22 protein-coding genes and 1 riboswitch are annotated in these 25976 nt (G+C 72.0%); of the genes, 8 read left to right on the top strand and 14 right to left on the bottom strand.

What is annotated here, in order from left to right; all coding sequences use genetic code 11:
* The 7 genes from DSY14_RS08600 to DSY14_RS08630 form a co-directional block, all read right to left on the bottom strand.
* Window positions 1-754: iron chelate uptake ABC transporter family permease subunit (locus DSY14_RS08600; RefSeq protein ID WP_211715955.1), on the bottom strand; the 754-nt coding region annotated here is incomplete at its 3' end.
* The gene (locus DSY14_RS08605; RefSeq protein WP_211715956.1) at window positions 754-1845 is read right to left on the bottom strand and encodes an iron ABC transporter permease; all 1092 of its coding nucleotides are present in this window, start codon (window positions 1843-1845) and stop codon (window positions 754-756) included. The genes DSY14_RS08600 and DSY14_RS08605, both read right to left, overlap by 1 nt.
* Window positions 1846-1853: 8 nt before the next feature.
* A complete protein-coding gene (locus tag DSY14_RS08610; protein WP_211715957.1) occupies window positions 1854-2906 on the bottom strand; it encodes an ABC transporter substrate-binding protein in 1053 nt (350 codons plus the stop codon).
* 24 nt (window positions 2907-2930) lie between these two features.
* A riboswitch (cobalamin riboswitch) is annotated at window positions 2931-3109 on the bottom strand.
* A gap of 381 nt (window positions 3110-3490) precedes the next feature.
* Window positions 3491-3943, bottom strand: a complete 453-nt coding sequence (locus DSY14_RS08615; protein WP_211715958.1) for a thioesterase family protein — start codon at window positions 3941-3943, stop codon at window positions 3491-3493.
* Window positions 3940-4929, bottom strand: a complete 990-nt coding sequence (locus tag DSY14_RS08620) for a 3-hydroxyacyl-CoA dehydrogenase NAD-binding domain-containing protein (protein ID WP_211715959.1) — start codon at window positions 4927-4929, stop codon at window positions 3940-3942. Before DSY14_RS08620 ends, DSY14_RS08615 begins: the two co-directional genes overlap by 4 nt.
* Before the next feature lie 432 nt (window positions 4930-5361).
* Window positions 5362-6261, bottom strand: coding sequence for a 3-keto-5-aminohexanoate cleavage protein (locus DSY14_RS08625; protein WP_211715960.1), 900 nt, complete (start codon window positions 6259-6261; stop codon window positions 5362-5364).
* A 97-nt stretch (window positions 6262-6358) separates the two neighbouring features.
* The gene (locus DSY14_RS08630; RefSeq protein ID WP_211715961.1) at window positions 6359-7270 is read right to left on the bottom strand and encodes a TetR/AcrR family transcriptional regulator; all 912 of its coding nucleotides are present in this window, start codon (window positions 7268-7270) and stop codon (window positions 6359-6361) included.
* Between the two features lie 217 nt (window positions 7271-7487).
* Between DSY14_RS08630 and DSY14_RS08635 the strand changes: the two genes are divergently transcribed.
* Together DSY14_RS08635 and DSY14_RS08640 are read left to right on the top strand one after the other, a co-directional pair.
* Window positions 7488-9119, top strand: a complete 1632-nt coding sequence (locus tag DSY14_RS08635; RefSeq protein ID WP_307851168.1) for a BCCT family transporter — start codon at window positions 7488-7490, stop codon at window positions 9117-9119.
* A gap of 231 nt (window positions 9120-9350) precedes the next feature.
* Window positions 9351-10703 carry a carboxylesterase family protein gene (locus DSY14_RS08640; protein ID WP_211715962.1) on the top strand — a complete coding sequence of 451 codons (1353 nt, stop codon included), beginning with the start codon at window positions 9351-9353 and terminating at the stop codon, window positions 10701-10703.
* A gap of 251 nt (window positions 10704-10954) precedes the next feature.
* Here the strand turns inward: DSY14_RS08640 and DSY14_RS08645 are convergent, their stop codons facing one another.
* Window positions 10955-11692, bottom strand: a complete 738-nt coding sequence (locus tag DSY14_RS08645) for an SDR family NAD(P)-dependent oxidoreductase (RefSeq protein WP_211715963.1) — start codon at window positions 11690-11692, stop codon at window positions 10955-10957.
* Window positions 11693-11948: 256 nt separating this feature from the next.
* On the opposite strand from DSY14_RS08645, the gene DSY14_RS08650 reads away from it, so the two are divergent.
* Window positions 11949-13190 carry a PP2C family protein-serine/threonine phosphatase gene (locus DSY14_RS08650; RefSeq protein ID WP_211715964.1) on the top strand — a complete coding sequence of 414 codons (1242 nt, stop codon included), beginning with the start codon at window positions 11949-11951 and terminating at the stop codon, window positions 13188-13190.
* A 183-nt stretch (window positions 13191-13373) separates the two neighbouring features.
* Here DSY14_RS08650 and DSY14_RS08655 read toward each other — a convergent pair whose 3' ends face one another.
* Complete coding sequence (locus tag DSY14_RS08655) at window positions 13374-14165, bottom strand: trans-aconitate 2-methyltransferase (protein ID WP_211715965.1); 792 nt, start codon at window positions 14163-14165, stop codon at window positions 13374-13376.
* A 358-nt stretch (window positions 14166-14523) separates the two neighbouring features.
* Here DSY14_RS08655 and DSY14_RS08660 point away from each other — a divergent pair, with 358 nt between their 5' ends.
* The gene (locus DSY14_RS08660) at window positions 14524-15126 is read left to right on the top strand and encodes an NUDIX hydrolase N-terminal domain-containing protein (protein ID WP_211715995.1); all 603 of its coding nucleotides are present in this window, start codon (window positions 14524-14526) and stop codon (window positions 15124-15126) included.
* Between the two features lie 309 nt (window positions 15127-15435).
* Here DSY14_RS08660 and DSY14_RS08665 read toward each other — a convergent pair whose 3' ends face one another.
* From DSY14_RS08665 to DSY14_RS08685, 5 genes are read right to left on the bottom strand one after another with little or no spacing between them, the layout of a single operon-like run.
* Window positions 15436-16173, bottom strand: coding sequence for an SDR family NAD(P)-dependent oxidoreductase (locus DSY14_RS08665; RefSeq protein WP_211715966.1), 738 nt, complete (start codon window positions 16171-16173; stop codon window positions 15436-15438).
* An 18-nt stretch (window positions 16174-16191) separates the two neighbouring features.
* Entirely contained in the window at window positions 16192-17259 is a 1068-nt protein-coding gene (locus DSY14_RS08670) for an isocitrate/isopropylmalate dehydrogenase family protein (RefSeq protein ID WP_211715967.1), read from the bottom strand.
* Window positions 17256-18365, bottom strand: coding sequence for an AbrB family transcriptional regulator (locus DSY14_RS08675; RefSeq protein ID WP_211715968.1), 1110 nt, complete (start codon window positions 18363-18365; stop codon window positions 17256-17258). The genes DSY14_RS08670 and DSY14_RS08675 overlap by 4 nt, the downstream gene beginning before the upstream one ends.
* Window positions 18362-19714, bottom strand: a complete 1353-nt coding sequence (locus DSY14_RS08680) for an MmgE/PrpD family protein (RefSeq protein ID WP_211715969.1) — start codon at window positions 19712-19714, stop codon at window positions 18362-18364. Before DSY14_RS08680 ends, DSY14_RS08675 begins: the two co-directional genes overlap by 4 nt.
* Complete coding sequence (locus DSY14_RS08685) at window positions 19711-21078, bottom strand: MmgE/PrpD family protein (RefSeq protein ID WP_211715970.1); 1368 nt, start codon at window positions 21076-21078, stop codon at window positions 19711-19713. Before DSY14_RS08685 ends, DSY14_RS08680 begins: the two co-directional genes overlap by 4 nt.
* A gap of 160 nt (window positions 21079-21238) precedes the next feature.
* Here DSY14_RS08685 and DSY14_RS08690 point away from each other — a divergent pair, with 160 nt between their 5' ends.
* Genes DSY14_RS08690 through DSY14_RS08705 form a run of 4 tightly spaced genes read left to right on the top strand, consistent with a single transcriptional unit; the run spans window position 21239 to window position 25933 of the window.
* Window positions 21239-22270 (top strand): tripartite tricarboxylate transporter substrate binding protein, encoded by a 1032-nt coding sequence (locus DSY14_RS08690; protein WP_211715971.1) that lies wholly within the window; start codon window positions 21239-21241, stop codon window positions 22268-22270.
* 26 nt (window positions 22271-22296) lie between these two features.
* Window positions 22297-22842 carry a tripartite tricarboxylate transporter TctB family protein gene (locus tag DSY14_RS08695; protein ID WP_211715972.1) on the top strand — a complete coding sequence of 182 codons (546 nt, stop codon included), beginning with the start codon at window positions 22297-22299 and terminating at the stop codon, window positions 22840-22842.
* A gap of 3 nt (window positions 22843-22845) precedes the next feature.
* Window positions 22846-24582 (top strand): tripartite tricarboxylate transporter permease, encoded by a 1737-nt coding sequence (locus DSY14_RS08700; protein ID WP_211715973.1) that lies wholly within the window; start codon window positions 22846-22848, stop codon window positions 24580-24582.
* Window positions 24551-25933, top strand: a complete 1383-nt coding sequence (locus DSY14_RS08705) for an MmgE/PrpD family protein (RefSeq protein ID WP_211715974.1) — start codon at window positions 24551-24553, stop codon at window positions 25931-25933. The genes DSY14_RS08700 and DSY14_RS08705 overlap by 32 nt, the downstream gene beginning before the upstream one ends.
* Window positions 25934-25976: the final 43 nt, after the last annotated feature.

The raw sequence follows: 25976 nt of genomic DNA on the forward strand, positions 1-25976 counted from the left end.
GCCGCACCCGCCCGCCCAACGCCGCCGCGGTGTCCCCGCCCAGTTCCAGGAGGGACAACGACCGGGCCAGGAACAGCACGAGGGGAGCCAGAACGGCCAGCGCCACCACGATCGTCACCACGTGCGGCCAGTCCCGGTTGGCCAGACTGCCGGTGAGCCAGACCATGGCGCGCTGCGCCGTGTTCAGGTCGGTGCGGGTCAGCAGGTACGACGTCGCCGCACCCAGCATGGCGGTGACCGCCACCCCCACCAGGACGAGGCGCTGCCCACCGACCCCGCGCCGGTAGGCCAGGAGGTACAGCAGGGCGGAGGTCGTCACGGCCCCGATGAGCGCACCGGAGGCGATGACCGCCGCGGCACCGCCCAGGACGACGATGGCCGCCACCGCACCGGCCGTGGCGCCCGCGCTCACTCCGACGACGTCCGGGCTGACCAACGGGTTGTGCGCCAGCCGCTGCAACAGCGCACCCGAGAGCGCCAGCGCGGCGCCCACCGCCAGCCCGGTCACTGTGCGCGGCAACCGCATCTCCACCACCACGTGCCGGGCCATCGGGTCGGCCTGACCGGTGAGCGCGGCCGTCACCTCACCGACCCCCATCGGAAAGTCGCCCAGGGTCAGCGACACCAGTGACACCGTCGCGGCCAGGGCGCCGAGTACCGCCGTCAGCAAGAGCGAGGGCCAGGACACCAGGACCGACAGGCCACCGACGCGCACCACGGCCCGGCCCCGATGCGTCAGCGCGGGAACACCCATCACACCCCCACCACCCTGCGCCGGCGCACCAGCAGGATGAAGAAGGGCGCGCCGATCATGGCGGTGACGATCCCGACCTGGAGTTCCTCCGGGCGCGCGACCACCCGTCCCACGGTGTCGGCGGTCAGCAACAGCAGGGGGGCCAGCACCGCGGACCAGGGCAGCACCCAGCGGTGGTCCGGACCGACCAGGATCCGTGCGACGTGGGGGACCGCGACACCGACGAATCCGATCGGACCGGCCAGGGCGGTCGCCGTCCCGGCCAACAACACCACCGCCAGCCCGCTCATCCCGCGCGTGGCCCGGACACGGGTGCCCAGGCTGCGGGCGAGTTCCTCGCCGAGCGCGATCGCGTTGAGGGGGCGCACCACCGCCATCGCCGACACCAGACCCACGGCCAGGAACGGCAGCGCCTGGAACAGCGCCGCGACGTCGGCGCCGGCCAGGGAGCCCACCACCCAGAACCGGTACTCGTCCAGGCTCGCGCGGTCGCGCAGCACGAGCGCCGAGGTCAGTGAACCCAACAGCGCCGCGATCGCCGCTCCGGCGAGCGTGAGCCGTACCGGGTCGGCCCCGTCCGGTCCCCACGTGCCGATGGCGTGGACGGCGCAGACGGCCAACGCCGCGCCGAGGAAGGCGAAGCCGACGTAGCCCGTCAGGGTCGAGACACCGAGCACACTGATCGCGATCACCGCGCCCAGGGCGGCCCCCGCGTTGATGCCCAGCACACCCGGGTCGCCGAGCGGGTTGCGGGTCACCCCCTGCACCAGGACCCCGGAGACCCCCAGGGCGATTCCCACGGCCAGTCCGACCAGGGTGCGCGGCACCCGCAGGTGCCGCACGATCAGGTCGGTGTCGGAGCCGGTGCATCCCGCGTACGCGGCGTACACGTCGGTCACGGACAGCCGCTCGTACCCCACCAGGACCGATGCCGACAGCGCTCCGGCGAGCACCACGACGGCCACCGCGAGCCCGGTGCCCCGGGCCCGCGCTCCGACGAGCAGCCCGGGGCCGCCCGTCGCGAACCGTGGCCGACGACGTTTCCCGGCGGGGGAGAGCGACCCGGGCCGCACGGCCACGTGGTCGGTCATCGGGCGCCCTACGCGAACAGGTCGGGGTGGAGGATCGCGGCGACCGTCGCCACGGCCGCCGCGCTGCGCACGCCCGCCGAGCGGTCGGCGAACGTGAACTCCGCGACCCGGCCCTCGGTCACCGCGGTCAGATTGGCCAGGGCGGGGTCGGCCATGATCTGGTCGACGTCCGGTGCGGCGTCGGCGGCGGTCATCTCCGCGTCGCAGCACACGTCGATGAGGATGACGTCGGGGTCGCGCGCGATCACGTCCTCGGTGGAGGCGTCGTGGTTGCGTCCCCCGTCGACGTCGGCGAAGGCGTTGACGCCGCCGGCCAGGTCGATGATCTCGGTGGAGAAGTCCGGGCCGCCGGCGATCCGGAACCCCTGGTCAGAGGGGCGGCCCACCATGACCGAGGGGCGGTCGTCCTCCGAGACCCGGCCCTCCAGGGTGTCGGACACCTCGTCGATCGTGCCCTGCATCCGCGCGACGACCTCGTCGGCGCGCTCACGCGTGCCGAACAGGTCCCCGAGGTCCCGCAGGTCCGCGTAGATGTTGTCCATCGTCACCGTGGCGGGGTCGATGGTCGCGTCGGTGTTCCCGTCGGCGCTCGGGCACAGCGGCGACGGGATCCAGCTCTCGATGCCCAGTTCCCGCAGCGAGGCCCGGGTACCGAAGGCCTCCTGGGTGAACGCGTCGTTGAACCCGGAGAGCACGAAGTCGGGTCGGTGGGAGAGCAGTTCCTCGCGGCCGGGCAGGTTCGGGTAGTACTCCTGCCCGCTCTGGGCGTCGGTGTACTCGTCCAGCACCGCGGCGTCGAGAAAGGCGGTCCCCACGAGACGGTCGCTGACGCCCAGCGCGTGGGCCGTCTCGATGGCGGGTTGGTAGGCGGCGAACACCCGCTCCGGTGGCGTGTCCGCGGCCACGTCGACGTCGCAGTTGCGGATCGTCTCGCCGGAGGCCGTGGGGGCGGGGGAGGGGTCGGTCGTGCCGCAGGCGGTCGCGGCCAGGGCCACGGCCAAGGTGGGCAGGAGCCAGGAGCGGGTACGGCGCCGGGCCGCCCGTGCGTCTGTGGGCTTCATCGAACAAACCATCCTTCGTGGTTTGATGACGCGGACGGTCGCAGCCGGTCTCCTGGCTCCCGGAGTCGGGCGTCGCGCCCCGCACCCTCCGCCTTCCCGGGCCGTCACGGCCCCGTGGCGTGGAGGGTGCCCTCCGGTCACAGTGGCGAGGACCGCGCCGGATTCCCACCGGCTTCCCGTGCACTGCGACGTCGACGATATGGGTGAATGTAGGTGATCTCGGACCACCGTAGTACACGGGTCGGCCGCGGGGAATCCCGCTTCCCCGTGAGCGAGGGACCGCGGTCCACGCACCACGTCCACCAGGGGCGGGGACCGAGCGCGGTCGTCGAGCAGGGGCACCGTGGGGTCGCACGCGGGGACCCCGCCCCCGCGCACCACGCCGAGAGGCCCGTTCCACACGGTGGTCGGCGGGCACGTCCCGCCGTTCGGTGTCGCCCCGGAACCCGCGGCCGGACCGGGACACGGGGGTGCGCTCCTGTCGCTCGGACGACGGGGGCGCCGCCGTGCCGGACCGGGCGATCGAGCCCGCCCACGGTCACGCGCACCACGGCGCCCCCGTGCCCACGCCGACGACGTGCGCCCTACCCGCCGATGGAACGGCCCGCGTACTCGGGGGCCGGTTCGCCCAGGGCGGTCAGACGGGCGGCGACCTCCTCGGGGAAGGGCACCGTGCGCCCCTGCCCCTGGTCGACGTGGAGCGCCATGAGCTCCTCGGTCGCGACCACGGTACCGTCGACCCACATCTCGTGGCAGAGCCGCGCCTTCTTGGCGCCGGGCCGCTCCGTGTCCGGGCCGATCACCCGGGTGCGCACCTCGACCTCCGCGTCCGCCGCCACCTCGCGCAGGTACCGCACGTGCGCCTCGACCGTGTACAGCGAGCAGCCGGTCCGTTCACGGTAGGCGGCGTCCAGTCCGACCCGGTCCATCAACGCGTCCGTGGCGAACCCGAAGATCAGGACGTAGTAGGCCTCGCTGAGGTGCCCGTTGTAGTCGATCCACTCCGGCCGGAGCCGCTGGGTGAGGGTCGTGCTCACGCGACTCCCCCCGCACGCTCGGCGGCCTCCGCGCGCTCGACCTCCTGCAACGCCCGTGCCACCGCGATCAGGCGGCGGTCCCTCTGGGCGATGAGTTCGGCGGTGGAACGGCCAGCCACGACCTCGTCGGTGCCGGCCACCATACGGTCGCGCAGCTCCCCGGTGAGCTCGGGCGCCTCCAGACGCGTCCACGGGGACTTCAGGGACGGGCCGAAGTGGTCGAGCATGTGCGCCATGCCGCCCTCCCCGCCCGCCAGGTGGAAGGTCAGGCAGGGCCCGAAGAAGGCCCATCGCAGGCCGGGGCCGCTGGTCATCGCCAGATCGATCTGTTCGACGGTCGCCTCGCCCTCGGCGACCATGTGCAGCGCCTCGCGCCAGGCGGCCTCCTGGATGCGGTTGCCGATGAACCCGGGGAGCTCTTGGTCCATGCTGATCACCGACTTGCCCGCGACACGGTAGAAGTCGCAGGCCCAGTCGACCGCCCACTGCTCGCTGCGGTCACCGCCGACGACCTCGACCAGGGGGACGAGGTAGGGCGGGTTGAACGGGTGACCCACCACGAGCCGTTCGGGCGTGCGCGCCCGGACCTGCATCTCGCTCATGCTGTATCCGGAGGTGGACGAGGCGATGACCACGCCCTCGGGGGTGGCCTCGTCGATCTCGGCCAGCAGGTCGACCTTCAGGTCGAGCCGCTCCGGTGCGCTCTCCTGGACGAAGTCCGCGACCGAGACCGCCTCGGCCAGGGTGTCGACCACCCGCAGGTTGGCCATGGCGGCCCCCTCGGCCAGGCCGAGCCGCTCCAACGCGGGCCAGGCCGAGGCGACCAGACCGCGCAGTCGGCTCTCGGCGTCGGGGGCGGGGTCCCAGGCGACCACCTGGTAGCCGCGGCCGAGGAAATGGGCGACCCAGCCGCCCCCGATGACGCCCGCTCCGACGCAGGCGACCGTGCGTACGGCCTCGGGGGTGGTTCTCGCGCTCTCCGTCATAGTGCTCCTTGAAACGTTCGGTGGTGCGTGTCGGGGGGAGATGCTCCGGGGCCCGTTCGGCGGGTTCCCGGTCGCTGTCGTTCGGGTGGTGCGAGCGGGCGCTCCGCGTTCACGAGACCGCGTGCGCGCACCCGGGGAGGCGCCGCGGCTCGCGTGGCCGGGGGTGGAACCCCGTGCGCTCGACCCCACGGCGATCTCCACCACGGGGTCCGTGATCCACCGGGGACCGGTGGGGTGCCGGGGGACGGGCCGTCACCGACACCGTCGTGTCCGGTGACCGCGCCGTCCCGTGCGCGGGCGCACCACGGCGGGAGCCTTCGGGCCCCGCCGTGGACCGGCGCGTCCCTCGCGGTCGCGCTCCGGGGCCACCGGCGGTACGGGGCGCGCCGGTGCCCGAGCGCAGGAGCGCCCCCGTGGTGCGTCGAACAGGGCTCAGGTCGCGCTCCGGAGCCCGAGCATGGCGCGGGCCTCGTCCGGGGTGGCCACCCGGGCGCCGAGCTGCTCGATGATGCCGACCGCCTTCTCGGTGAGCTGACCGTTGGTGGCCTTGACCCCGCGGCTGAGGTAGAGGTTGTCCTCCAACCCCACCCGGGCGTGCCCACCGAGCAGCACGGACTGCGCCACCCACGGCATCTGCTTGCGGCCGATGGAGAAACTCGCCCACTGGGCGCCCTCGGGGAGCATGTTCACCATCGACTGCAGGACGCCCACGTCCGAGGGCGCGCCGTAGGGGATGCCCGTGCAGAGCTGGAACATCGACGGGTCGTCGATGAGACCCTCGGCGTGCATCGTCTTGGCGAACCACAGTTGGCCGGTGTCGAAGATCTCCAGCTCGGGGCGGACCCCCAGCTCCTGGATGCGCTTGGCGCCCGCGCGCAGCATGTCGGGCGTCGAGATGTACACCTGGCTGCCGTCACCGAAGTTGAGGCTGCCGCAGTCCAGGGTGCAGATGTCCGGCAGCAGTTCCTCGACGTGCGGCAGACGGTCCAGCCCGTTGACCAGGTCGGTGCCCTCCTCGAACCGGAGCGGGTCGTCCTGGCCGATCACCAGGTCGCCGCCCATGCCGGCGGTGAGGTTGATGACGATGTCGATCCCGGTCTGGCGGATGCGGTCGACGACCTCCCGGTAGAGCGCGTTGTCCCGGGAGGGCGCGCCCGTCTCGGGGTCGCGGACGTGGATGTGCACCGCGCTGGCGCCGGCCTCGGCCGCCTCCACGGCGGAGGCGGCGATCTGCGCCGGGGTCACCGGGACGTGTTCGCTCCGGCCGACGGTGTCACCGGCGCCGGTGAGGGCGCAGGTCAGGATGGGCTTGAGGTTCATGGTGTCGCTCATGACGGGGCTCCGTCTCTCTGCTCGGGGTGTGGCGTCGGAGGGCCTGGACCGTGCGGGGTCACCGGCTCCGGTCGGAGCCGGCGGGTGTCCGTGGTCCTCAGGGGGTGGGTGGGTCCCGGTGGTCCCGGTTCCCCAGCACGTCGCGGTCGATGACCGCGTGCAGTGTGTCGCGCATGTGGTCGACGGACCGACCCGGCATCCCGGTCATGACCTGGATGCCCAGCCCGTCGATGAGGGCGGTGAGGTGCCTGGTCGTCTCCTCGACGTCGAAGTCGGCGAAGACGCCGCTCTCCTGTCCCTCCCGCAGGGTGCGGGCGATGGTCTCGTGCCAGCGCCGGTAGGAGTGGGCGTGCAGGTCGCGCATGTCGTGGTCCAGCGCCGCGGCCGTCCAGACCTGGAGCCAGATCGACCACTCCAGTCGGAGCCGGTCGGAGCCGGGCAGCTGGAGTTCGATGAGTCGGAGCAGGCGCTCGTGCGCGTTCTCGATGGTGTGCAGCCCCGCGACCTGACGGTCGAACGCCTGCTTGACCGAGTGCCGCAGCGCCTCCACGAGGAGGTGGTTCAGGGTGGGGAAGTGGTAGTGGACGGTGGCGCTGGAGGTGCCGCACGCCTGGGCCACCTGCGCGACACGGACCGAGTGGTAGCCGTGCTCGGCGATGAGGGTCCAGGCGGCCTCGATGATCTGGAGTCTGCGGTTGTGCTCCTTGGCGGCGGTGGGGTGGTCGGCCAGGCTCGCGTGCGGTGGTCGTACCGCCGAGGTGTCGCGCGGCGCCGCCGAGACCGTCTCGGCGTCGTCCTGGCCGTTGATCAGCCAGTTGACCGTCACTCCGGTCTCGTCCGCGACACGGGCCAGCTCCCGGGCGGTGAACCGCCGGGTGCCCGTCAGGGACTTGGAGAGTTTGCTGGGATCGATGTCGAGTCTGGCCGCGAACTGCCGTTGGGACAGGCCGGATCGGCGGATCGCCTCGCGCGCCCTGCCGCGCACATCGTCGGTCACGTCGTCGCTCACGCAGGAGAACGTAACAGCGGCGTGGCGATTTTCGCAACGCACCTCGGGGTTGCCACTTCGTTATGGAGGTGACGCTTTGTCGGGGCGTGGCGCCCAGAAGCCCTACTATCAGGCGTTTCTTTGTCACGATCACCGACGGTTCCGGTGCGGAATCGCAACAGTGCGATATCTGACTGTTTGATTAGTTAATCGCAACGCAGTAGTACATGGATGGTCCGTGCCCTCGAACCCGGAGGTGACCCGAGTCATCCGCTGGAACATCGACAACTCAGTCTTCTGGCCCGCGCTGATCATGGTGGTCGGCTTCACCGCACCCTTCGTGATCGCGCCACAGGCGGGTGAACGGCTCCTCGGCGGCGTCCTGGCACGTCTGCAGTCCGACTTCGGTTGGGTGTACATGTGGTTCGTGGTCGGCCTCGCGGTCCTGCTCCTCTGGCTGGTCTTCAGTAGATTCGGCCGCATCAGAATGGGCGGTCCCGACGACCGCCCCGAGTTCACCACCCCCACCTGGCTCGCCATGATCTTCACCGCCGCCATCGGCGGCGGTCTCATGTACTGGGGGATCATCGAGTGGGCGCATTACCACGTGGATCCGCCCTTCCAGCTCGAACCGCGCGGCGCCGAGGCCGCCGAGTGGTCGGCGACCTACCCGCTCTTCCACTGGGGGCCCACCGCCTGGGCGGTCTTCTGCGTCCCGACCCTGGCCCTGGCCTACGCCTACCACGTCCGCAGAATCCGCCGCCTGCGTCTGAGCGAGGCCTGCCGTGGAGTGCTCGGCGACCGCGTCGACCGCTGGCCGGGCCGGCTCATCGACGTCCTCTTCATCCTCGGCATGATCGGTGCGGCCGGAACCTCCCTGGCCCTGGCCGTGCCCACCGTCGCCGAGGGAGCCTCCCGCATGCTGGGGTTCGAACCCGGCGTCACCCTCAACACGGTCGTCATCGGCCTGTGGACCCTGTTGTTCGCCGGAAGCGTCGCCCTGGGCCTGCACCGTGGGCTCAAGCGCCTGGCCAACCTCAACCTCTACCTGGCCGCCTTCCTGGGCATCCTGGTCCTGGCTGTGGGGCCCGCGGTCTTCGTGCTCGACACCTTCACCAACAGCCTCGGTCTGCTGGCCCAGAACATCGTGCGGATGAGCACCTACACCGACCCGGTCGGAGGCTCGGGGTTCCAGGAGGTGTGGACCGTCTTCTACTGGGGCTGGTGGATCTCCTACGGGCCGTTCGTCGGCATGTTCTGCGCCAAGATCTCCAAGGGGCGCACCGTCCGGCAGATCATCATCGGTATGTGCGGTTTCGGCAGCCTCGGCTGCTGGCTCTCCTTCGCGCTGCTCGGTAACTCCGGCATGGCCTTCGAACTGAGCGGGAGGGCGAACATCGTCGACGCCCTGGAGGCCGAAGGCGCGGTGCCGGCCATCTTCACCACCTTGGAGGCGTTCCCGCTCAGCGCGATCATCACGCCGCTGTTCCTGGTGCTGCTGCTCGTCTTCCTCGCCACCACGCTGGACTCCGCGTCCTACATCATGGGCTCGGCCACCTCCCGTGACCTGCCCAACGAGGTCGAGCCCTCCCGCTGCAACCGTGTGCTGTGGGCCCTGGTCCTGGCGGCGGTGTCGGTCTCGGTGATGTCCGCCGGAGGCACCGACGCGTTGCAGACCCTCTCGGTGGTCACCGCCTTCCCGCTGATCTTCGTCCTGATCCTGGTCGCCGTCTCCCTCGTGCGCTGGCTCCGGGAACACGACGGTGACACCACCGGGGATCCCGGCCCGACCCCCGAGCCCGCCCCGGGCCGAGACGAGGGCCCGGACCGAGGCGAGGACCCGGGTCGGGTGGAGTACACCGGAACCTGAGGGACCGACGCGGCCGGCCCGTTGCAACCCCACGTCGACGACGGTGCCCGGACCACCACATGAGGCCCCCGCCGAAGGCGACCCTCGTTCCCCGCGGACCCGGACGGTCCGGCGCGCCGACCGGCGCGTCCCCGCCCGGACCTCCGCGGGGCCCCGGTCCGTCCTTCCGGGTACCGTCGATCGGGTGAACACAGGGCCCACGTCCGGGCCCGGCACGACCGGAGGGACACCATGACCGAATCGACCTCCGTCTCCAGGGACGAACTGCGCCACCTGGAGACCCCCGCGGGGCCGATCTCGGGGACCGTGCGCGAAGGGGTCCTACGGTTCCTCGGTATCCCCTACGCCCGGGCCGAACGCTTCGCGCCGCCGGTGCCCGAACCCGTGTTCACCGCACCCTTCGAGGCCACCGCACCAGCGCCCGCGTCGCCGCAGTCGACGTCCGAGGTGGTCTCCCAGACGGTCGAGGGGATCGCGACCGGCCGCCACGACGAACACTGCCAACGCCTGTCCGTCACCGTGCCCGTCGACCTGGCCGAGGACGAACGACCGCCCGTGCTCGTGTGGTTCCACGGGGGCTCCTACGTCACCGGCTCCGGGGACCTGGCGATCTTCGACCCCACCCGGCTGGTCACCGAACAGCGGGTCATCGTCGTCGCGGTCACCTTCCGGCTGGGCGTCCTGGGCTACCTGCGCCTACCGGGCGTCGCCCCCGCCAACCTCGGCCTGCTCGACCAGGTGATCGCGCTGCGCTGGGTGGCCGACAACATCGCGGCCTTCGGCGGCGACCCCGACCGGGTCACGCTGTTCGGCCAGTCCGCGGGCGGTGACTCCGTGGCGCACCTGATGATCGGCCACGGCACCGAGGGGCTGTTCCGGCGTGCGATCGTCCAGAGCGCCCCGCTGGGACTGCTCAAGGGCCGGGACCGCATGTACGAGGCCATGGCACGGGTGGTGGGCGCACCCGACGCGAAGACCGACACCCGCACGCTGCTCGCCCTCCAACAGGAGGCCACCGGCACGGCCCGGGGGTTCGGTCTGCCCAGCGCCATGCCGTTCGGCGTGCGCTACGGCCACGACCCGCTGCCCGCCGAGTCCGACCGCGACCGTGCGTGGAGCGAGGTGGCGCCCCGGGTCGACCTGCTCGTCGGCGCGACCCACGAGGAGACGGGACTGTTCGCCGAGTTCCTGCCCCCGATCAAGAGGATCTCGGGGCTGCCGGTGGTCGGTCCGGTCCTGCGCCGGATGTTGGTGCGGGCGACCACCTGGATCATCTACACCGGACCCGTACGCGCCTTCGCGCGTCGTCACCGCAGGGCCGGCGGCACGGCGTTCCGCTACACCTTCACCTGGCGGCCGAAGGACAGCCCGTTCGGGTCGGCGCACATCACCGATCTTCCCCTGCTGCTCGGTACTCGCGAGTCCTGGGAGCACGCCAGCCTGGTGGGCCGCACCACCTGGGAGGAGATCGACCGGCGTGGCCGCGCGGTCCGGCGTGTGTGGGGCGAGTTCGCGCGTACCGGTGTCGTGAGCCCCGAGGCCGCCTCCGCCGCGGCCGACAGCCTCACCGTGCACCGCTCCTGAGGGGGTCACCCGGAAGGTGCGCCGCTGCGCCACCAGGACGGCAGGTGAGGGGTGTCCGCGAGGCGGCGGTGCGGAGCGGCTTCCACCGGGGGAGACGGTAAGGGGCGCTGCGCGCGCACCCGAGTCGGCGGCGGTCGGGTTCCCACCGAGCATCCCTCCTCAGGAGGGGTCACCGCGGCGGCTGAGCGTGGCCGGTCCCACCGGGCACACCCGCCTCCGCGACACCCGTACCCGCACTCGGGCCCTACCGGTCAGACCATGCGGGAGCCGCCGTTGACGTCCAGCGTGTGCCCGGTGACCGAGGCGGTTCCGTCACCGACCAGGTAGCGCACGGCGGCGGCCACCTCCTCCACCCGCGCCGGGCGGCCCACCGGCGGGGGCGCCTTGCGCAGGTGGGCGGGCACCTGTTCGCGCACCGTGTCCACGAACCCGGGCGAGACCGCGTTCACCGTCACCCCCGAGGCCGCGTACTCGTGGGCCAACGCCTTGGTGAGCCCCACCAACCCGGCCTTGGCCGCCACCGAGTGCGCGCGACGGGCGGCCCCCGCCTGTGCCGCGACCCCCGCGATGTTGACGATGCGGCCCCACCCTCGGTCCAGCATGTCGGGCAGCACCGCCTGGGCGCACAGGAACGCCCCCTTGAGGTTGGTGTCCACGACCTCGTCCCACTCCTGCGAGGTCAGCGCGAGGAAGTCCCCTTCCGGACGCACGGCGGCGTTGTTCACCAGGACCGAGACCGGGCCCAGCGCGGTGCGTGCCCGGTCGACGGCGGCACGAACGGCGTCCCCGTCGCGGACGTCGGCCGTCCACACCAGCGCCCTCCGGCCGTGCTCGGCCACCAGGTCGGCCGTCCTGCGGGCCTCCGCGCCGTCGGTGCGCACGAGCAGGAGCACGTCGTGGCCGTCCTCGGCCAGGCCGACCGCGATGCTCCGGCCGATGTTGCGCGCGGCTCCGGTCACCAGCGCGACCCGCGCGCCCGTCTCGCTCATCCGGGGATCCCTTCGGGGTGGGCGCGACCGGGCGCCGCGCGGGCGTCGACTCTACGCCCGCCGCGCCGGACACCGCCGCCCGGGGCGGTACCACCGCACCGGCCGCCCCAAGGGCGGTGTCGTCCCACGTGAGAGGGGGCGCTGGGTCTGCCCTCAGAGATCGCGCTGTGCGACGATGGAGGCTCCGGTCGACACGGTCCGATGGGTGCGCCCGAAACAGGACGGGCGTTCCCACGTCGGACGGCGGGGTGACGTGATGCCCGCGAAGCACACGGCCAACGAGCTGATGATCGCCCTGTTGCGGGCGGCTCACCTGGCCACCTTCGAGGAGCTTCCGGGGCTGTTGGCCAGGACCGCCGACGCCGCGGGTTTCTCCCAGGCCCGTTTCTACCTCGCCGACCGTCAGGAACGCGTCCTGCGCGAGGTCACCGGCAAGGGGATCGACGCCCGCAAGGGGGGCGAGGACCTCTCCGTGGACGCCTCACCGGCAGGCCGGGCCTACTCGACCGGGATCACGGTCCGCCTCGAAGGCCGGGGCGAGCACTGGGAACCGGTGCCCTACGCGCACCGCAGGCGGATCGGCGTGGGGGATCCGGACGGCGCACCGGGGCGCTACTGGGTGCCCATCAAGGACAGCGTGGAGCGTCTGGGCGTTCTGCGCGTGGACTACGTCGGTGACCCGGACCGGTCCGCCATGGGCGACCTGGCCTCGGTGGTCGGACTCCTCATCGTGGCCAAACGCTCCAACAGCGACGCCTACGCCCGACTGATCCGCACCCGGGCGATGTCGGTCTCGGCCGAGATGCAGTGGACCCTCATGCCCCCGACCACGTTCGCCGACGCCCGCGTGACGATCTCCGCCGTCACCGAACCGGCCTACGCCAACGCGGGCGACTCCTTCGACTACGCCCTGGCGGGGGACACGGCGCATCTGGCCATGTTCGACGCCATGGGCCACGACAACGCCGCCGGGCTCATCGCCAACCTCGCGGTGGGGGCCCTGCGCAACGAACGGCGCAAGGGCACCCCGCTTCCCGACATCCCACGGGGGGTCGAGGGCATCCTCATCGAGGAGTTCGTGCGGACCCGGTTCGTCACCGCGATCCTGGCCGAACTCGACCTGTCCACGGGGGTGCTCACCTGGGTCAACTGCGGTCACCTTCCGCCCATCCTCATCCGTGGCGATCAGGTGCGGGAGTTGGAGTGCGAACCCACGCACCCGCTGGGGATGGACCTGGGTCTGTCGGTGACGGTGTGCCGCGAACGGTTGCGCCCGGGAGACCGGCTCCTGCTGTACACCGACGGCATCATCGAGGCCCGCGACCCGTTCGGCAACGAGTTCGGCGTGGAGCGCTTCGTGGACTTCATCATCCGGCGTCAGGCGGACAGCATGCCGGTGCCCGAGACCCTCCGTCGCCTGATGCACGAGGTGCTGGAGTACCACCATGAATCGCTCAACGACGACGCCACCGTGCTCTTCTGCGAGTGGTACGGCTGAGCGGCCGGGCCCACCCCTCGGGTTCGCCCGTGCCAGGGCCGGGTCCACGGGCGGCTCCACACCCTGCGGCGCTGCGCGCACCCGCCGCGCCGCTCGCCCCGAGCGTTCGGACGGGCCCCCGACGCGGTGCGTCGAGCCCGGTCCACGCCCCCCGCGGGCCCGCGACGTCCCGGCGGCGCCGACTCAGGCGCTCATGGGCGCGCGCCCACGCACGCAGACGAACGGAAAGAACGCGACCCGCAGCTCCGGGTCGAGCATGAGCCGGTGGAACCGGTCGATCTCGTCGACCGTCACCCCGTGTGTGAGCAGGGGCGACGTCAGCTGCCGGAGGTAGTTGCTGTTCAGACCGCAGGTGGCGGAGCCGCCGCGGGCGGTGTGCCGGTACTCCATCGTGTCCACCTCGACCAGGCCCTCCTCGACCATCGCGCCTTCGGACGCGTGGGCCCAGTCGTAGTCCAGGCCGGCTCCGCGTCCCACGCCGTCGACGGTGGCCGCCACCACGTGGTGGTAGAGGTCGGCGTCGGCGGTGGAGCGGGCCGCCAACGGCGCGGTGGGCGGTGGGGCGAACTCGCCCAGGACCAGCCAGCCGCCCGGGGCGAGCGCGTCGACCAGCGCGGACAGGATCTCGCGGCGGTGTTCGAGGTGCACCAACAGCAGCCGGGCGTGGATCAGGTCGAAGGGTCCCTCCACGGGAAGTCCGTCGTTGATGTCGTGCCGGTGCACCCGCCCGCCGGGCACGTCGAGGTGGGTGGTGACGAGGTCGACGGCGTGCACCTCACCGGTGGGCCCCACCCGTTCGGTCATCCACCGCGCCAGCGAACCGTTGCCGGCCCCCAACTCCAGACAGCGCTGCCCCGTCCGCGCGGCCACCGTGCCGATGAAGTCCCGGCTCACCCCGTCCAGGATCGAGGACAGATGGTCGAGTTGTCCTCTCCCCAGGTCGGTGTCGGAGTCGAACGCGTATTCGGTGGTCATCGGCTTCTCTTCCCTCGTCGAATCCGGCGCCCCTGTTCGCGCCGGACCCGACCATGGTGCCCAAGGGGGCGTGCGCGCCGCGCGCTCTTCGCACCGCGTGTCACGCTCGCCGTCGACGAGGGTGAACACCACCGTCGACACGCGGCGTCGGTCCTTCCGCGGAGAGCCCCGCCGGAGGGGGAGGGGCCCTGAGCGGAGCCGTCACTTCCGTCCGCGTGCGACGGCCGTGCGCGCCCCGGCGGTAGGCTCGTGACCCGGCCGTCCCGACCACGGCGGCCGCCCCCGTGCCCCCTCCCGAACTGCGAGGAGCCGAGTGAACGAGCCCCTTCCCGACGCCGAGCGGACCCGTCGCATCGCGATGGAGCTCACGGCCCAGGCGGAGTCGGGATTGGCGTACTGCACCGACCGGTTCGACATCGAACGGTTCCATCGGATCGGGTCCCTGGCCCGTGACCTGATGGCGACGGTCACCGCGGAGGAACCGCCCGCCTACGATCCTCGGGTCGCCGTGACCGCCGGGTACACCACCCCGAAGATCGACGTGCGCGGCGGGGTCTTCGACGCCTCCGGCCGGGTGCTGCTCGTGCGCGAGGTCGCGGACGGACATCGGTGGACCCTGCCCGGCGGATGGTGCGACATCCTGGAGAGCCCGCGTCAGGCGATCGAGCGCGAGGTGGCCGAGGAGTCCGGTGTGCGCGTGCGGGCCACCCACCTCGCCGCGGTCGTGGATCGGCATCTGTGGCCCCACACGCCGGTGTACGACCGGCACATCTACAAGCTCCTCTTCGTGTGCGCACCGGAGGGCGACCTCGACCCCGCCTTCACCAGCGCCGAGACGAGCGAGGTGGCCTGGTTCGACGTGGCCGACCTCCCGGAACTGTCGGTCGCGCGGGTCCTGCCCGAACAGATCGCCCTGTTGCACGAGCACTGGAGCGATCCCGGGCCGGCGCACGTCGACTGACACTGACGGGGACGGCGCCTTCCGATCCCCGGGGTCACGACCCCGTGACCGCCTCGCGCGGGGCCCGAGCCCGGTGGCGTACCGCGACCCGGCCGCGCGACCAGGTGGGCGGGGCCGCGCGCACCTCCACCAGGGCCCGCTCCAGATCGTGCGGTGAGGGCGGCGGGGCGAGCGACGGACGCGGCGACGAAGTCGGAACCGTCGCGACGGTCACCGGCGCCGTGATGACCCTGTGCGGGGAGCGGGCCGGGCCGTCGGGCGCCGACGTCCGGGGCCGGTTCCGAGAGCGGGACCGGCCCCGGACGGGGGTCACACCATGTGGATGCCGCCGTTGACGTTCAGGGTCTGACCGGTGACGAACCCCGCGTCCGCGCCCACCAGATAGCGCACCGCCGCGGCCACCTCGGTGACCCCGCCGGTGCGTCCCACCGGAACGTTCTTCCCCCGGTGCGGTTCGGGCACGTGGTCGCGCACGGTGTCGATCAGCCCCGGCGAGACGGCGTTGACCGTGACGCCCGAGGCGGCGTACTCGTGGGCCAACGCCTTGGTGAGTCCCACGATCCCGGCCTTGGCGGTGACCACGTGCGCCCGGCGCGCGGCGCCGGTCTGCCCGGTGACCCCGGCGATGTTGACGATCCGTCCCCATCCGCGTTCCACCATGTCGGGCAGCGCCGCCTGGGAGCACACGAACGCCCCGCCCAGGACGACGTCGACCACCTCGTCCCAGTCCATGCGGTCGATGTCCAGGAAGTCCCGTTCCCTGCGCACGGCGGCGTTGTTGACCAGGACCGAGAGCGGTCCCAGCTCCTCACGGCCCCGGTCGACACCGGCCAGGACGGCGTCCTGGTCGCGCACGTCCGCCGTCCACAGCAGGGCACGGCGTCCGCGTCGCTCGACCTCCTCGATGGTGCGATCGCTCCCCTCGCCCTTGGTGCGGGCCATCATCAGGATGTCGTAGCCGTCCTCGGCCAGCCCGACGGCGATGCTCCGGCCGATGTTGCGGGTGGCGCCGGTCACCAGCGCGACCCCCGTGGTCTGTTCGGTCATCTGTTCTCCTCGGGTGGTTCAGCCGGCGCAGCGGTCGGCGATGGCGGCGGCCATACGGGAGGTGGAGGCCCCACCGCCCAGGTCGGGTGTCACGTGCGGATCCCGTTCGACGGTCTCCACCGTCGCCTCCTCCATGATCCGCGCGGCCCTGGTCAGGGCCGCGTCCTCGTACCGCGCGCCCAGCCACTCCAGCAGCATCCGGGTGGAGGCGATCATCGCGTAGGGGTCGGCCACACCGCGCCCGGCGATGTCGGGCGCGGATCCGTGGGTGGCCTGGGCCATGGCCCAGCGGTCCCCGGCACTGAGCCCGGGCGCCAGCCCCAGCCCACCCACCAAGCCGGCGGCCAGGTCGGAGAGGATGTCGCCGTACATGTTGGTGCACAGCACCACGTCGTACTCCTGGGGGCGCATCGCCAGGTGCAGGGCGAAGGTGTCGACCTGGTGGTCGTCCAGGCGGACGTCGGGGTACTCCCGGGCGACCTCCTCCACGGTGTCCATGAACAATCCGTCGGTCAGGGCGAAGACACTGCGTTTGTGGATGGCGGTGACGTGTCCCCGCCGTGCTCGGGCGGCCTCGAACGCCCGGTGCGCGATCCGTTCGCTCTGGCGGCGGCTGATCACGCGCACGCTGAACGCGTTGTGCTCGTTGGGCTGGAACTCGCCCGAACCCCGCATCATGTTCCGGTCGGGCTGGAACCCCTCGTTGTTCTCCCGCAGGACCAGCACGTCCACGTCCTGGTGCAGCGAGGGCACCCGGGCGAAGGAGCGCGCGGGACGGTGGTTGGCGTACAGGTCGAAGTGGCGACGGATGATCGGGTGGGGGTTCACGGCCCGCTCGTCGTCGGGGTAGGCGGCGTGGCCGATGGGGCCGAGGACGAAGCCGTCGGTCTCGGCCAGCCGCTCCAGGGTTCCGGGGGGAAGGGTGTGGCCGGACTCGGTGTAGGCGCTCATCCCCAGGGGGACGGGGACGAACTCCACCCGGGGTCCCTCGGCCGCCGCGAGCGCGGCCTCGGCCACGCGCACCGCCTCCGGGACGATCTCCGGGCCGATACCGTCGCCCTCCATCACGGCGATCGTGTAGGTCATGTCGTGCTCCCTGCGTTCGGGGGGTCCCTGTCGAACAGCCAGATCCAGAAGGGCATCAGCGCGTTGACCGCGACCTGGCGGACGGTCTGCGCGAGGACGACGACGTGCAGGTCGGCGTCGACGGCGGCGGCCACGACCACCATCTCCGGCGCCCCGCCCGGGGCGACGATGAGGAGACAGGTCATGAACGACCACGGGGTCAGCGGGGTCATCACGGCGGCCAGGACCACGGCCAGCAGGAAGGTGCCGGCCACCCCCAGCAGCCCGCCCACGACCTGGCGTGCCGAGTGGCGCGCCCGCTGGGCCAGGTACTCGCCGACCGTCAGGCCGAGGAAGACCTGCCCCACGACCTCCTGGAGGAAGGGCACCTGGAGGAAGCGCAGGTCCACACCGGACACACGCAGTGCGACGGTGAGCACGATGGCGGCGAACATCGGGCCGAGCAGGGCCGGGACCGGAACCCGGAGCCGGCGCGCGGCCATCGCCGACAACGGGGCGAGCGCCAGCAGCACCAGCCAGAACACCCAGCCGCCCAACCCCGAGGGCCCGTGGAACAGCTCGGTCACGGGGGCCTCGGACACCTCGCCCAGGAACGGGGCGAGAAGAGGGACCGCGCAGATCACCACGGTCAGGCGCGAGGCCTGGATCATGGCGATCAGGGTGGGCGGTCGTCCGTGTTCCACGGCCACCGACGGCATGATCGCCAGCCCGCCCGGCAGGGTGGCCAGACCGGCGGTGAGCCGATCGGTCCCGGTCCAGCGGGCGTACAGACGTGCCACGACGACCGAACCGACGAGGATCGCCAGGATGCCGAGGAAGACCGCGGGCAACTGCGTGGCGGTCCCGGTGAAGTCCTGCACGGCCAGCGCCGGCCCCAGGGCGGCGCCGACCAGCGCCTGCCCCAGGGTGCGGACCCCGCGGCTGGGCTCGGCGCGCCGTCCTGCCCGGCGCATCGACCGGCACACCAGCCAACCGGCGGCGATACCCGCGATCACCCAGACGATCGCCATGCCGGTGGCCGCGAAGGCGATGGTGCCCAGCACCGCCGCCGTCGCGATCTCCCACCACAGGAGTGAGCGGGGCCGTGCCTCGGGGTCGGGTGTCACCGGGAGGCCAGGGCGGCTCGACCGATCTCGGTCACCCGGGACACGTCCTCCAGCTTCTCCAGTCCGAACACGGTGTCCACGAACTCCTCGTGGGCGTCCCCCAGGACGGGAGCGGCCAGTGCCCGGGCCTTGTCCCGCACCTGGGCGGCGTCCAGCCTCCGGGCGCCGTCCACCGTGCGCTCCAGGACGGTGCCCTCCTCGGTCACGATCCGGGCGCGCACGGCGTACCGGCCCAGCCCGGGGTCGGGGTTCAGGGTGCAGCGCTCACGTACCACGGCCAGTGCGGGGTCCACGGCCGCGGCGTCGGTGAAGTCCTCCGGGCCACCGCCGTCGCGCACCAGTCCGACGGCGAAGCAGTGCACGGCGCTGAACTTGGACTCCAGACCGTCGGTCGGGGAGAGCCGACCCATGACGGAGGGCACGAGCGGATGCACGTCCAACCGCACCTCGGACACCGCCCGGTCCGCGCCCGTTTCGGCGCGAAGCTCGCGGGCGAGGTCGATGATCGGGTGGCTCACCACGCCGCAGGCGTAGGGCTTGATCTCGTTGGACTCCAGTTCCCAGAGGGACCCCAGTCCGTTGGTGAGCAGCGAGGCGTCGGTGTCCTGAATCCCCTCCACTCCCGGGCGCAGCAGGGCGAGCAGCCCGCGCCGGCCCTCCAGCGGTGCCGCCGGTCCGTCCAGACCCGCCCGCGCGAACAGCGCCGCCTCCACGCCCTGGGAGGCGGCCTTGCCCGGGTGCAACGGCTTGGTCATGGTGCCCAGGGCCTCCAACAGGCCGGACGACTGGGTGGCCGCGAAACCGAGGGCGTGCCGCAGTTGGCGCGGGCTCAGTCCCAGGGTCCGTCCGGCGGCCACGGCGGCGCCCACACCACCGACGACCCCGGTCATGTGCCAACCGCGTTCCATCGCGTGCGGGGTCAGGGCCAGCCCCAGGCGCAGCGCCACCTCCGTGCCGACGGCCACGGCGGTCAGCACCTCGCGTCCGCTCGCGCCGGAGATCTGGGCGCCGGCCAGGGCGGCGGGAACGATCGGCGCACCGGGGTGGACCACCGTGGAGGGGTGGGTGTCGTCGTAGTCCTCGACGTGCGCGGCGAGGCCGTGGACCAACGCGGCCCAGGTCGGGGTGAGGCTCTCGGAGCGTCCCAACACGGGGACCCGCGGGCCCGCGCCCAGCGCGGCCAGGGCCCGGACCGTGCGGTCCACCGCCGGGTGGGCGGCGCCCCCGGCGGCCAGGGCGAGCACGTTGCCCGTCGTGGCGGTCGCCGCCTCGCGCGCGCCGGAGGCCAGACGCTCCCACTCGGAGCCGAGCGCGAACTCGACGAGCTGTTCGGTGATGGTGTTCGTCATGCGGTGGCTCCCTCGACCCGGGCCGGTGCGAAGTGGTCCGCGAGCGTGGGGGACCGGTCCAGCCCCCACGCCGATTCGAGCATGTCCCCGGCCCGCTCGCCGAGCACCGGGCCGGTCAGCGCCAGCGACTTGGCGGCGAGTTCCTCGTCGGTCAACGGACGCGCGTTGCTGCCGCGGGCGTGACGCACGTGCTCGACGAGTTCGGTGCCGTCCGACAATCGGACCCGCACGGTGGCCTCGTCCCGCGCGCAGTCGGGGTCGGGGGACAGGGTGGTGGCCGCGCGCAGGTCCCGCACGTCCGTGGCGGTGACGCGTGCGTCCGCGTACTGGGGCAGACCCACGGTTGCGTCGAGCAGACCGGCGGCGACGCCGTGCACCGTGCTGAACTTGGCCCGCAGACCGTTCTCCGGCTGGGGGTTGCCGGTCAGCTCCACGACCAGCGGGTGGCAGAGCACGTCCGCCGAGACCACGTCCCGTCCCTGGAGGCGAGGGGCGAGCGCGACGGCGGCGTCGATCGCCGGGTGGGACACGATCCCGCAGGGGTAGGGCTTGTAGGCGTTGTCGCAGGACTCCCACCGCACGCCGATGTCGCGCAGTACGTCCTCGGGGTCGGCGGCGGGGGAGAAGACGGCGAAGAGCCCCTGCCGCCCTTCGAGAGCGGTGGTGGGGGAGGTGAGTTCCTGCTCCGCCAGGAGGGCGGCCAGAACGCCGTTGGCTCCGGCCTTGCCCGCGTTGAAGGGCTTGACGGAACTGCCGAAGCCCTCCCTGTGCCCGACGGTCTGGGAGACGGCCAGACCCACGGCGCGGGCCAGACCGGGTCGGTCCAGGCCGAGGAGCAGACCGGCGGTCACCGCGGCGCCGATCACCCCGCAGGTCCCGGTGATGTGCCAGCCCTCGTCGTAGTGGGAGGGGGTCAGGGCGACACCGACGCGGAGCTGGGCCTCGATCCCCAAGGCGAAGGCGTGCAGGACCTCCGCGCCGCTGGAGCCGTGTCGGCCGCCGATGGCCAGGGCCGCGCCCAGGCAGGCGGCACCGGGGTGGATGACCGTGGCCAGGTGGGTGTCGTCGAAGTCCTCGATGTGGGCGGCGGTGCCGGTGACCAGCGCGATCCCGTAGACGTCGGAGCGCTCGGAGCGGGCCAGGAACGGCAGGCCCTCGGCTCCGGACCCTCCGTGGACGGAGACCATCGCGTCCACGATCGGGTGTCGCGCGGCCCCGATCGCGGTGTGCACCACGTTGACCCAGCTGCGCCGGGACTCGGCCAGGACCTCCTCGGGGACGGCGCGGTCCTGGTACAGACCGTGGAGCGTGTCGGTGAACCGGCGTGTGATGTCGGTGCGTGGAGCGCGGTCTTTGTCGCGCATCGTGGAATCAATGACCATGATTCGGGACATTAGATTCCGCCGTAACGTTCCGTCAACCCCCGAAATAATCCGGTACAACCTGTTGACACAGGTGAGTGACGTTAAGCACAGTGGGGCAACCTTCGGGAAACACATCCAACATATGGAACAGGTGTTTGCTATGAGTCACCACCCAGGCCCTCGGTGGGTCGCCCCCTTCGCTCTCGGCTCCGCGGTCCTCCTGGCCGTCAGCGGTTGTGGTGGCGGCGGTGCCGGGGCCGAGGACGGGGGGATGGACGACTTCGCCGGACAGTCCCTCCGCATCATCGTCCCCACCGCCGTGGGCGGCGGTTTCGACACCACGATCCGCCAGGTCCAGGGCGCGCTGGAGGACCGCCTCAGCGCTCGGATCACCGTCGAGAACATGGAGGGCGCCGCCACGGCGATCGGCACGCAGAGCGCGGCCGGATCCGACGGCGACTGCCTCACCCTCATGGTCCAGGGCGTCCCCCACCTGCAGTTCTCCTACCTCACCCAGGATGTGGACTACACCCTCGACGACTTCGCCCCCGTCGGCGGCATGAGCATCGAACCCGGCGTGATCCGGGTGAAGAACGACGCCCCCTGGGAGAGCATCGAGGAGTTCGTCGAGGACGCCCAAGAGCGACCCGGCGAGATCCGCATCAGCGTCAGCCTCCGCACCAGCAACAACTACGTGGGACTGCGCGACATCGAGGAGGCCACCGGGGCCGAGTTCAACATCATCTCCTACGACGGCGGCGGCCCCTCGCGCACCGCCCTCATCTCGGGTGAGGTCGACGCCACCCACGCCGGGGCCTTCAACAGCCTCGGCATCGAGGACGAGACCCGCGTCCTCACCGTGCAGGCCCCGGAGAACCTCTGGCCCGACGAGACCGACGGCGTCCCCCCGATCGCCGAGGCGTTGGACGCCGAGATCGCCGAGAGCGCCTCCAACTACACCCTCTGGGCCCCCGCCGGGTGCGCCGAGGACTTCCCCCAGCGCTACCAGGCGCTCGTCGACGTGCTCCCCGACGCGCTGGAGGACACCGACTACCTCTCCGACCTGGAGTCCCTCAACGAGGTCACCAAGGTCGCCCACCTGACACCGGACGAGTTGCGGGAACTGGCCGAGTTCAACGAGGAACAGATCCAGGCCATCCTCGACGAGTCCCCCGACGCCTTCACGGAGTGACCGTGCTAGCGCGGAAGGAGGGCTTCATGCCTGTCACCGGAGCCATCGGGAACGGCGGTCGCCTCGCCTGGCGAGCACTGCCGGCCCTGCTCCCCCTCACGCTCGGTGCCGTGTTCCTGACCCAGGTCGGAACGCTGCACGGGCCCGAGGCGGTCTACCCCGCCGTGCTCGCGGCGGTGCTCTTCGCGGTCAGCGGATACAACCTGGTCCGCGAGCTGTTCCGACGCCCCGCGGTCCCGGTGGCCGCGACACCGTCCACGAGTCCGTCGACCACGGACCCCTCCGCCGGAACGACCGACGACACCGGAGACGACGCGAGCGCCGAGGAGCCCGACCGCCTCACCGCGGGCCGCCCGCTGGCCGTCATCGCCCTGCTCGTGGTCACCCTCTCCCTCATCACCCCGCTCGGTTTCTTCACAGTGATCCCCGTGCTCGTCATCGGGGCCCTGGCCATCACCGGCGTGCGGCGCCCGCTGCCGCTCGTCGTCGGCGGACTCTGCATCTGGGCCAGCGCCTACGTCGTCTTCGGCCTCCTCCTGGACGTGCCGTTGCCGAGCGGGATGTGGTGGTAGACCATGGATTTCGCACCCATCGGCGCCGGCATGGCGATGCTCTTCCAACCGGACGCCCTTCTGTGGCTGGTGGCCGGCCTGTGCCTCGGCTTCATGGTCGGCGTGCTGCCCGGACTGAGCACCTCCAACACCGCGGCGCTCCTGCTCCCCTTCGCCATCGGACTCCCCACCGAGAACTCGCTGATCCTCATCGTCAGCATCTACGCCGGATCCCAGTTCGGCGCCGCGGTCCCGGCCATCCTCATGAACGTCCCCGGGGAGGCCGGCTCGGCCGTCACCGCACTGGACGGCTACGCCATGACCCGCAAGGGCAAGGCCGGACTGGCCGTGGGGGTGGCCCGTGCGGCCTCCTCCATCGGTGGCACCGCGAGCGGTCTCGTCGTGTTGTTCCTCCTCGGACCGCTCGCCGTGGTCGCCCTGTCCTTCAACGCCCGCGAGATGCTCGTCGTCATCCTGCTCGGATTCGTCGTCGCCTCCTCGCTCATGGGGGACACCGTCCGCAAGGGCCTCATGGTGGGCGTGCTCGGACTCGTCCTGGCCACCGTCGGCGCCAGCCCGCTGACCGGCCAGAACCGCTTCACGTTCGGCACACTCGAGCTCTACGACGGCATCGCGTTCATCCCGGTGCTCATCGGGCTCTTCGCGGTCAGCGAGATGCTCTACCTCGCGGCGCGCTCGCGCCACGCCCGTAAGAAGGGCCGGATCTCCTACGGTTCCAAGATCCGTGAGGAGGTCGGCGACGCCGTCAAGGGCGCCAGGGAGACCGTGCGCTACCCGGGCACGCTCGGCCAGTCCAGTCTCATCGGCATCATCATCGGGCTGGTCCCCGGCGCCGGCACCACCATCGCCAACTTCGTCAGCTACTCGTTCGCCAAGCGCCGCTCCCGCAACGGGCGCAAGTTCGGCACCGGTCACCCCGAGGGCGTCATCGCCTCGGAGGCCTGCGACAACTCCGTCGCCAGCGCCACCCTCGTGCCGACCCTGACCCTGGGTATCCCCGGCAGCGCCACCATGGCCGTCGTCCTGGCCTTTCTCTACGTCCAGGGCATCCAACCCGGCCCCCGCATCCTGGTCACCCACCCCGGTGAGGCCTACGCCGCGGTCCTGGCGATGATCGTGGCCAGCCTGCTCATCTTCCCGTTGGGCATCCTGCTGGCCAGCCCGCTGGCGCTCATCACCCGCGTGCCGTTCGGCTACCTCATCGCCACCATCCTCATGATCGCGCTGGCCGGCGCCTTCGCGGTCCGGTTCTCGATGTTCGACGTCGGGCTGGCCATCGCCTTCGGTGTCCTGGGCCTGGTGCTCCGATTGAACGGCTATCCGGTGATCCCGCTCATCCTGGGACTGATCCTGGGGCCGCTCGCGGAGGAGAACCTCATGCGGTCGCTGGCCCTGGGCAACAACAGCGTCGCCTACTTCTTCGGTTCCCCCACGGCCATCGTCCTGTGGTGCGTCCTCGGAGTGTCCGTGGTCTACCTGCTCCTGCGCTCGCGCAAGGAGAAGGCCCAGAGCCGGGACGAGAGCGACGGTCCCGGTGACGGCGGCGCCGACCGGGAGGGCACCGACCCCGACGGTGGTGTTCCGCCCGCCCGGGAGACCGCCAACGACGACACGGCCGGCGGCGACCTCCGGCCCACGGAGGGACCACCCGGCGACGGGGGCTCTCCGGATCCGGCACCCCACTCACGCAACGAGAAGGAGTCCGCCGATGGCGAGCACAGCCGTCCCCGACGCCACTGAGACGCCGGTCGACCCGCGGACCGCCGCCCTGGCGGCGCACGTCGCGGGGGCCCGCGAACGGGGGCTGCCGCCCGAGGTCGCGGCCAAGACCCGGCTCCACGTGTTGGACACCCTGGCGGCGACGCTGTCCGGGTCCCGACTCGAACCCGGGATCAGGGGCGCCGCCTACGCCCGCACCCAGGGCGGATCCGGGGCCACCGTCCTCGGAACGGATCTCACGGCCTCTCCGGCCACCGCCGCCCTGGCCAACGGGATGTCCGCGCACGCCGACGAGACCGACGACTCCCACGCGGCCTCGCTCAGCCACCCGGGGTGCGGGGTCGTTCCCGCGGCCCTGGCCGTCGCCGAGGACCTGGGCTCCTCCGGTCGGGACCTGCTCACCGCCGTCGCCGTCGGCTATGACGTCGGCACCCGTGTGGTCATGGCGCTGGGCCGCCCCCCGGTCCTGGCCGAGGGCAGCAGCTACAGCACCCACGCCCTGGCCGGACAGTTCGGCGCCGCGGCCGCGGCCGCCGTGCTGCACGGCATGGACGCCGAGCGGGTCCGCTGGACCCTGTCCTACGCGGCCCAGAGCGCGGGCGGGGTGACCAGCTGGCTGCGCGACCCCCACCACGTCGAGAAGGCGTTCGTCTTCGGCGGCATGCCCGCCGCCAACGGGGTCCGCGCCGCCGAACTCGTCGCGTCCGGCTGCGACGGTGTCGCCGACGTGTTCTCGGGTCAACCCAACTACCTGGACGCGCTCTCCACCCGCGTGGACCGTGACCGCCTCGCGGCCGGGCTGGGGGAGCGGTACGAGATCATCCACACCAACATCAAGAAGTTCGCGGTGGGCTCGCCGGCCCAGGCCGCGGTGCAGGCGGTCCTGGACCTGGTGGACGAGCACGGTCTCACGGCCGAGACCACCGCCTCGCTGGAGATCACCCTCCCGTACGACCTGTGCCGGGTGGTCGACGACCGCGACATGCCCGACATCAACGTCCAGTACCTGGTGGCGGGCACGCTCATCGACGGAGCGTTCACCTTCGCCATGGCGCACGACGACGCACGCATGTCCGACCCCCTCGTCCGGTCCCTGCGCGAGCGCACCACGCTCACGGAGGATCCCGAGGTCAGTGGCGTCCGCTGCGCCACGCTGGTGGCCACCACCACCGATGGGCGTCGCCTGCGCCGTCACGTCCCGGCCGTGCGCGGGAGCGTGGACGATCCGATGAGCGTCGCCGAGGTCGAGGCCAAGGCGGTGGACCTGTTGGAGCCGGTGCTCGGTGCGCAACGCACGGCCGCGTTGGTCGGGCTTGTATCGTCGATGGACGAGGTATCGGACGTCCGCGAGACGGGACCGCTGCTGCGTTGATCCCCCAGACCGCGATGCTCTACGAGCGTCGGCGGCCCGCCCG

This window comes from Nocardiopsis sp. MG754419, from assembly GCF_018207095.1.
In the GTDB taxonomy this organism is placed as follows: domain Bacteria; phylum Actinomycetota; class Actinomycetes; order Streptosporangiales; family Streptosporangiaceae; genus Nocardiopsis.

What these genes read in the sequence shown, in the direction of transcription:
- DSY14_RS08625 (WP_211715960.1), bottom strand. Translation starts at nt 6,261, where the DNA reads ATGAGCGACACCATGAACCTCAAGCCCATCCTGACCTGCGCCCTCACC.
- DSY14_RS08685 (WP_211715970.1), bottom strand. Translation starts at nt 21,078, where the DNA reads ATGCGCGACAAAGACCGCGCTCCACGCACCGACATCACACGCCGGTTC.
- DSY14_RS08660 (WP_211715995.1), top strand. Translation starts at nt 14,524, where the DNA reads ATGGAGCTCACGGCCCAGGCGGAGTCGGGATTGGCGTACTGCACCGAC.
- DSY14_RS08700 (WP_211715973.1), top strand. Translation starts at nt 22,846, where the DNA reads ATGGATTTCGCACCCATCGGCGCCGGCATGGCGATGCTCTTCCAACCG.
- DSY14_RS08640 (WP_211715962.1), top strand. Translation starts at nt 9,351, where the DNA reads ATGACCGAATCGACCTCCGTCTCCAGGGACGAACTGCGCCACCTGGAG.
- DSY14_RS08670 (WP_211715967.1), bottom strand. Translation starts at nt 17,259, where the DNA reads ATGACCTACACGATCGCCGTGATGGAGGGCGACGGTATCGGCCCGGAG.
- DSY14_RS08690 (WP_211715971.1), top strand. Translation starts at nt 21,239, where the DNA reads ATGAGTCACCACCCAGGCCCTCGGTGGGTCGCCCCCTTCGCTCTCGGC.
- DSY14_RS08680 (WP_211715969.1), bottom strand. Translation starts at nt 19,714, where the DNA reads ATGACGAACACCATCACCGAACAGCTCGTCGAGTTCGCGCTCGGCTCC.
- DSY14_RS08655 (WP_211715965.1), bottom strand. Translation starts at nt 14,165, where the DNA reads ATGACCACCGAATACGCGTTCGACTCCGACACCGACCTGGGGAGAGGA.
- DSY14_RS08605 (WP_211715956.1), bottom strand. Translation starts at nt 1,845, where the DNA reads ATGACCGACCACGTGGCCGTGCGGCCCGGGTCGCTCTCCCCCGCCGGG.
- DSY14_RS08610 (WP_211715957.1), bottom strand. Translation starts at nt 2,906, where the DNA reads ATGAAGCCCACAGACGCACGGGCGGCCCGGCGCCGTACCCGCTCCTGG.
- DSY14_RS08620 (WP_211715959.1), bottom strand. Translation starts at nt 4,929, where the DNA reads ATGACGGAGAGCGCGAGAACCACCCCCGAGGCCGTACGCACGGTCGCC.
- DSY14_RS08645 (WP_211715963.1), bottom strand. Translation starts at nt 11,692, where the DNA reads ATGAGCGAGACGGGCGCGCGGGTCGCGCTGGTGACCGGAGCCGCGCGC.
- DSY14_RS08650 (WP_211715964.1), top strand. Translation starts at nt 11,949, where the DNA reads ATGCCCGCGAAGCACACGGCCAACGAGCTGATGATCGCCCTGTTGCGG.
- DSY14_RS08695 (WP_211715972.1), top strand. Translation starts at nt 22,297, where the DNA reads ATGCCTGTCACCGGAGCCATCGGGAACGGCGGTCGCCTCGCCTGGCGA.
- DSY14_RS08665 (WP_211715966.1), bottom strand. Translation starts at nt 16,173, where the DNA reads ATGACCGAACAGACCACGGGGGTCGCGCTGGTGACCGGCGCCACCCGC.
- DSY14_RS08705 (WP_211715974.1), top strand. Translation starts at nt 24,551, where the DNA reads ATGGCGAGCACAGCCGTCCCCGACGCCACTGAGACGCCGGTCGACCCG.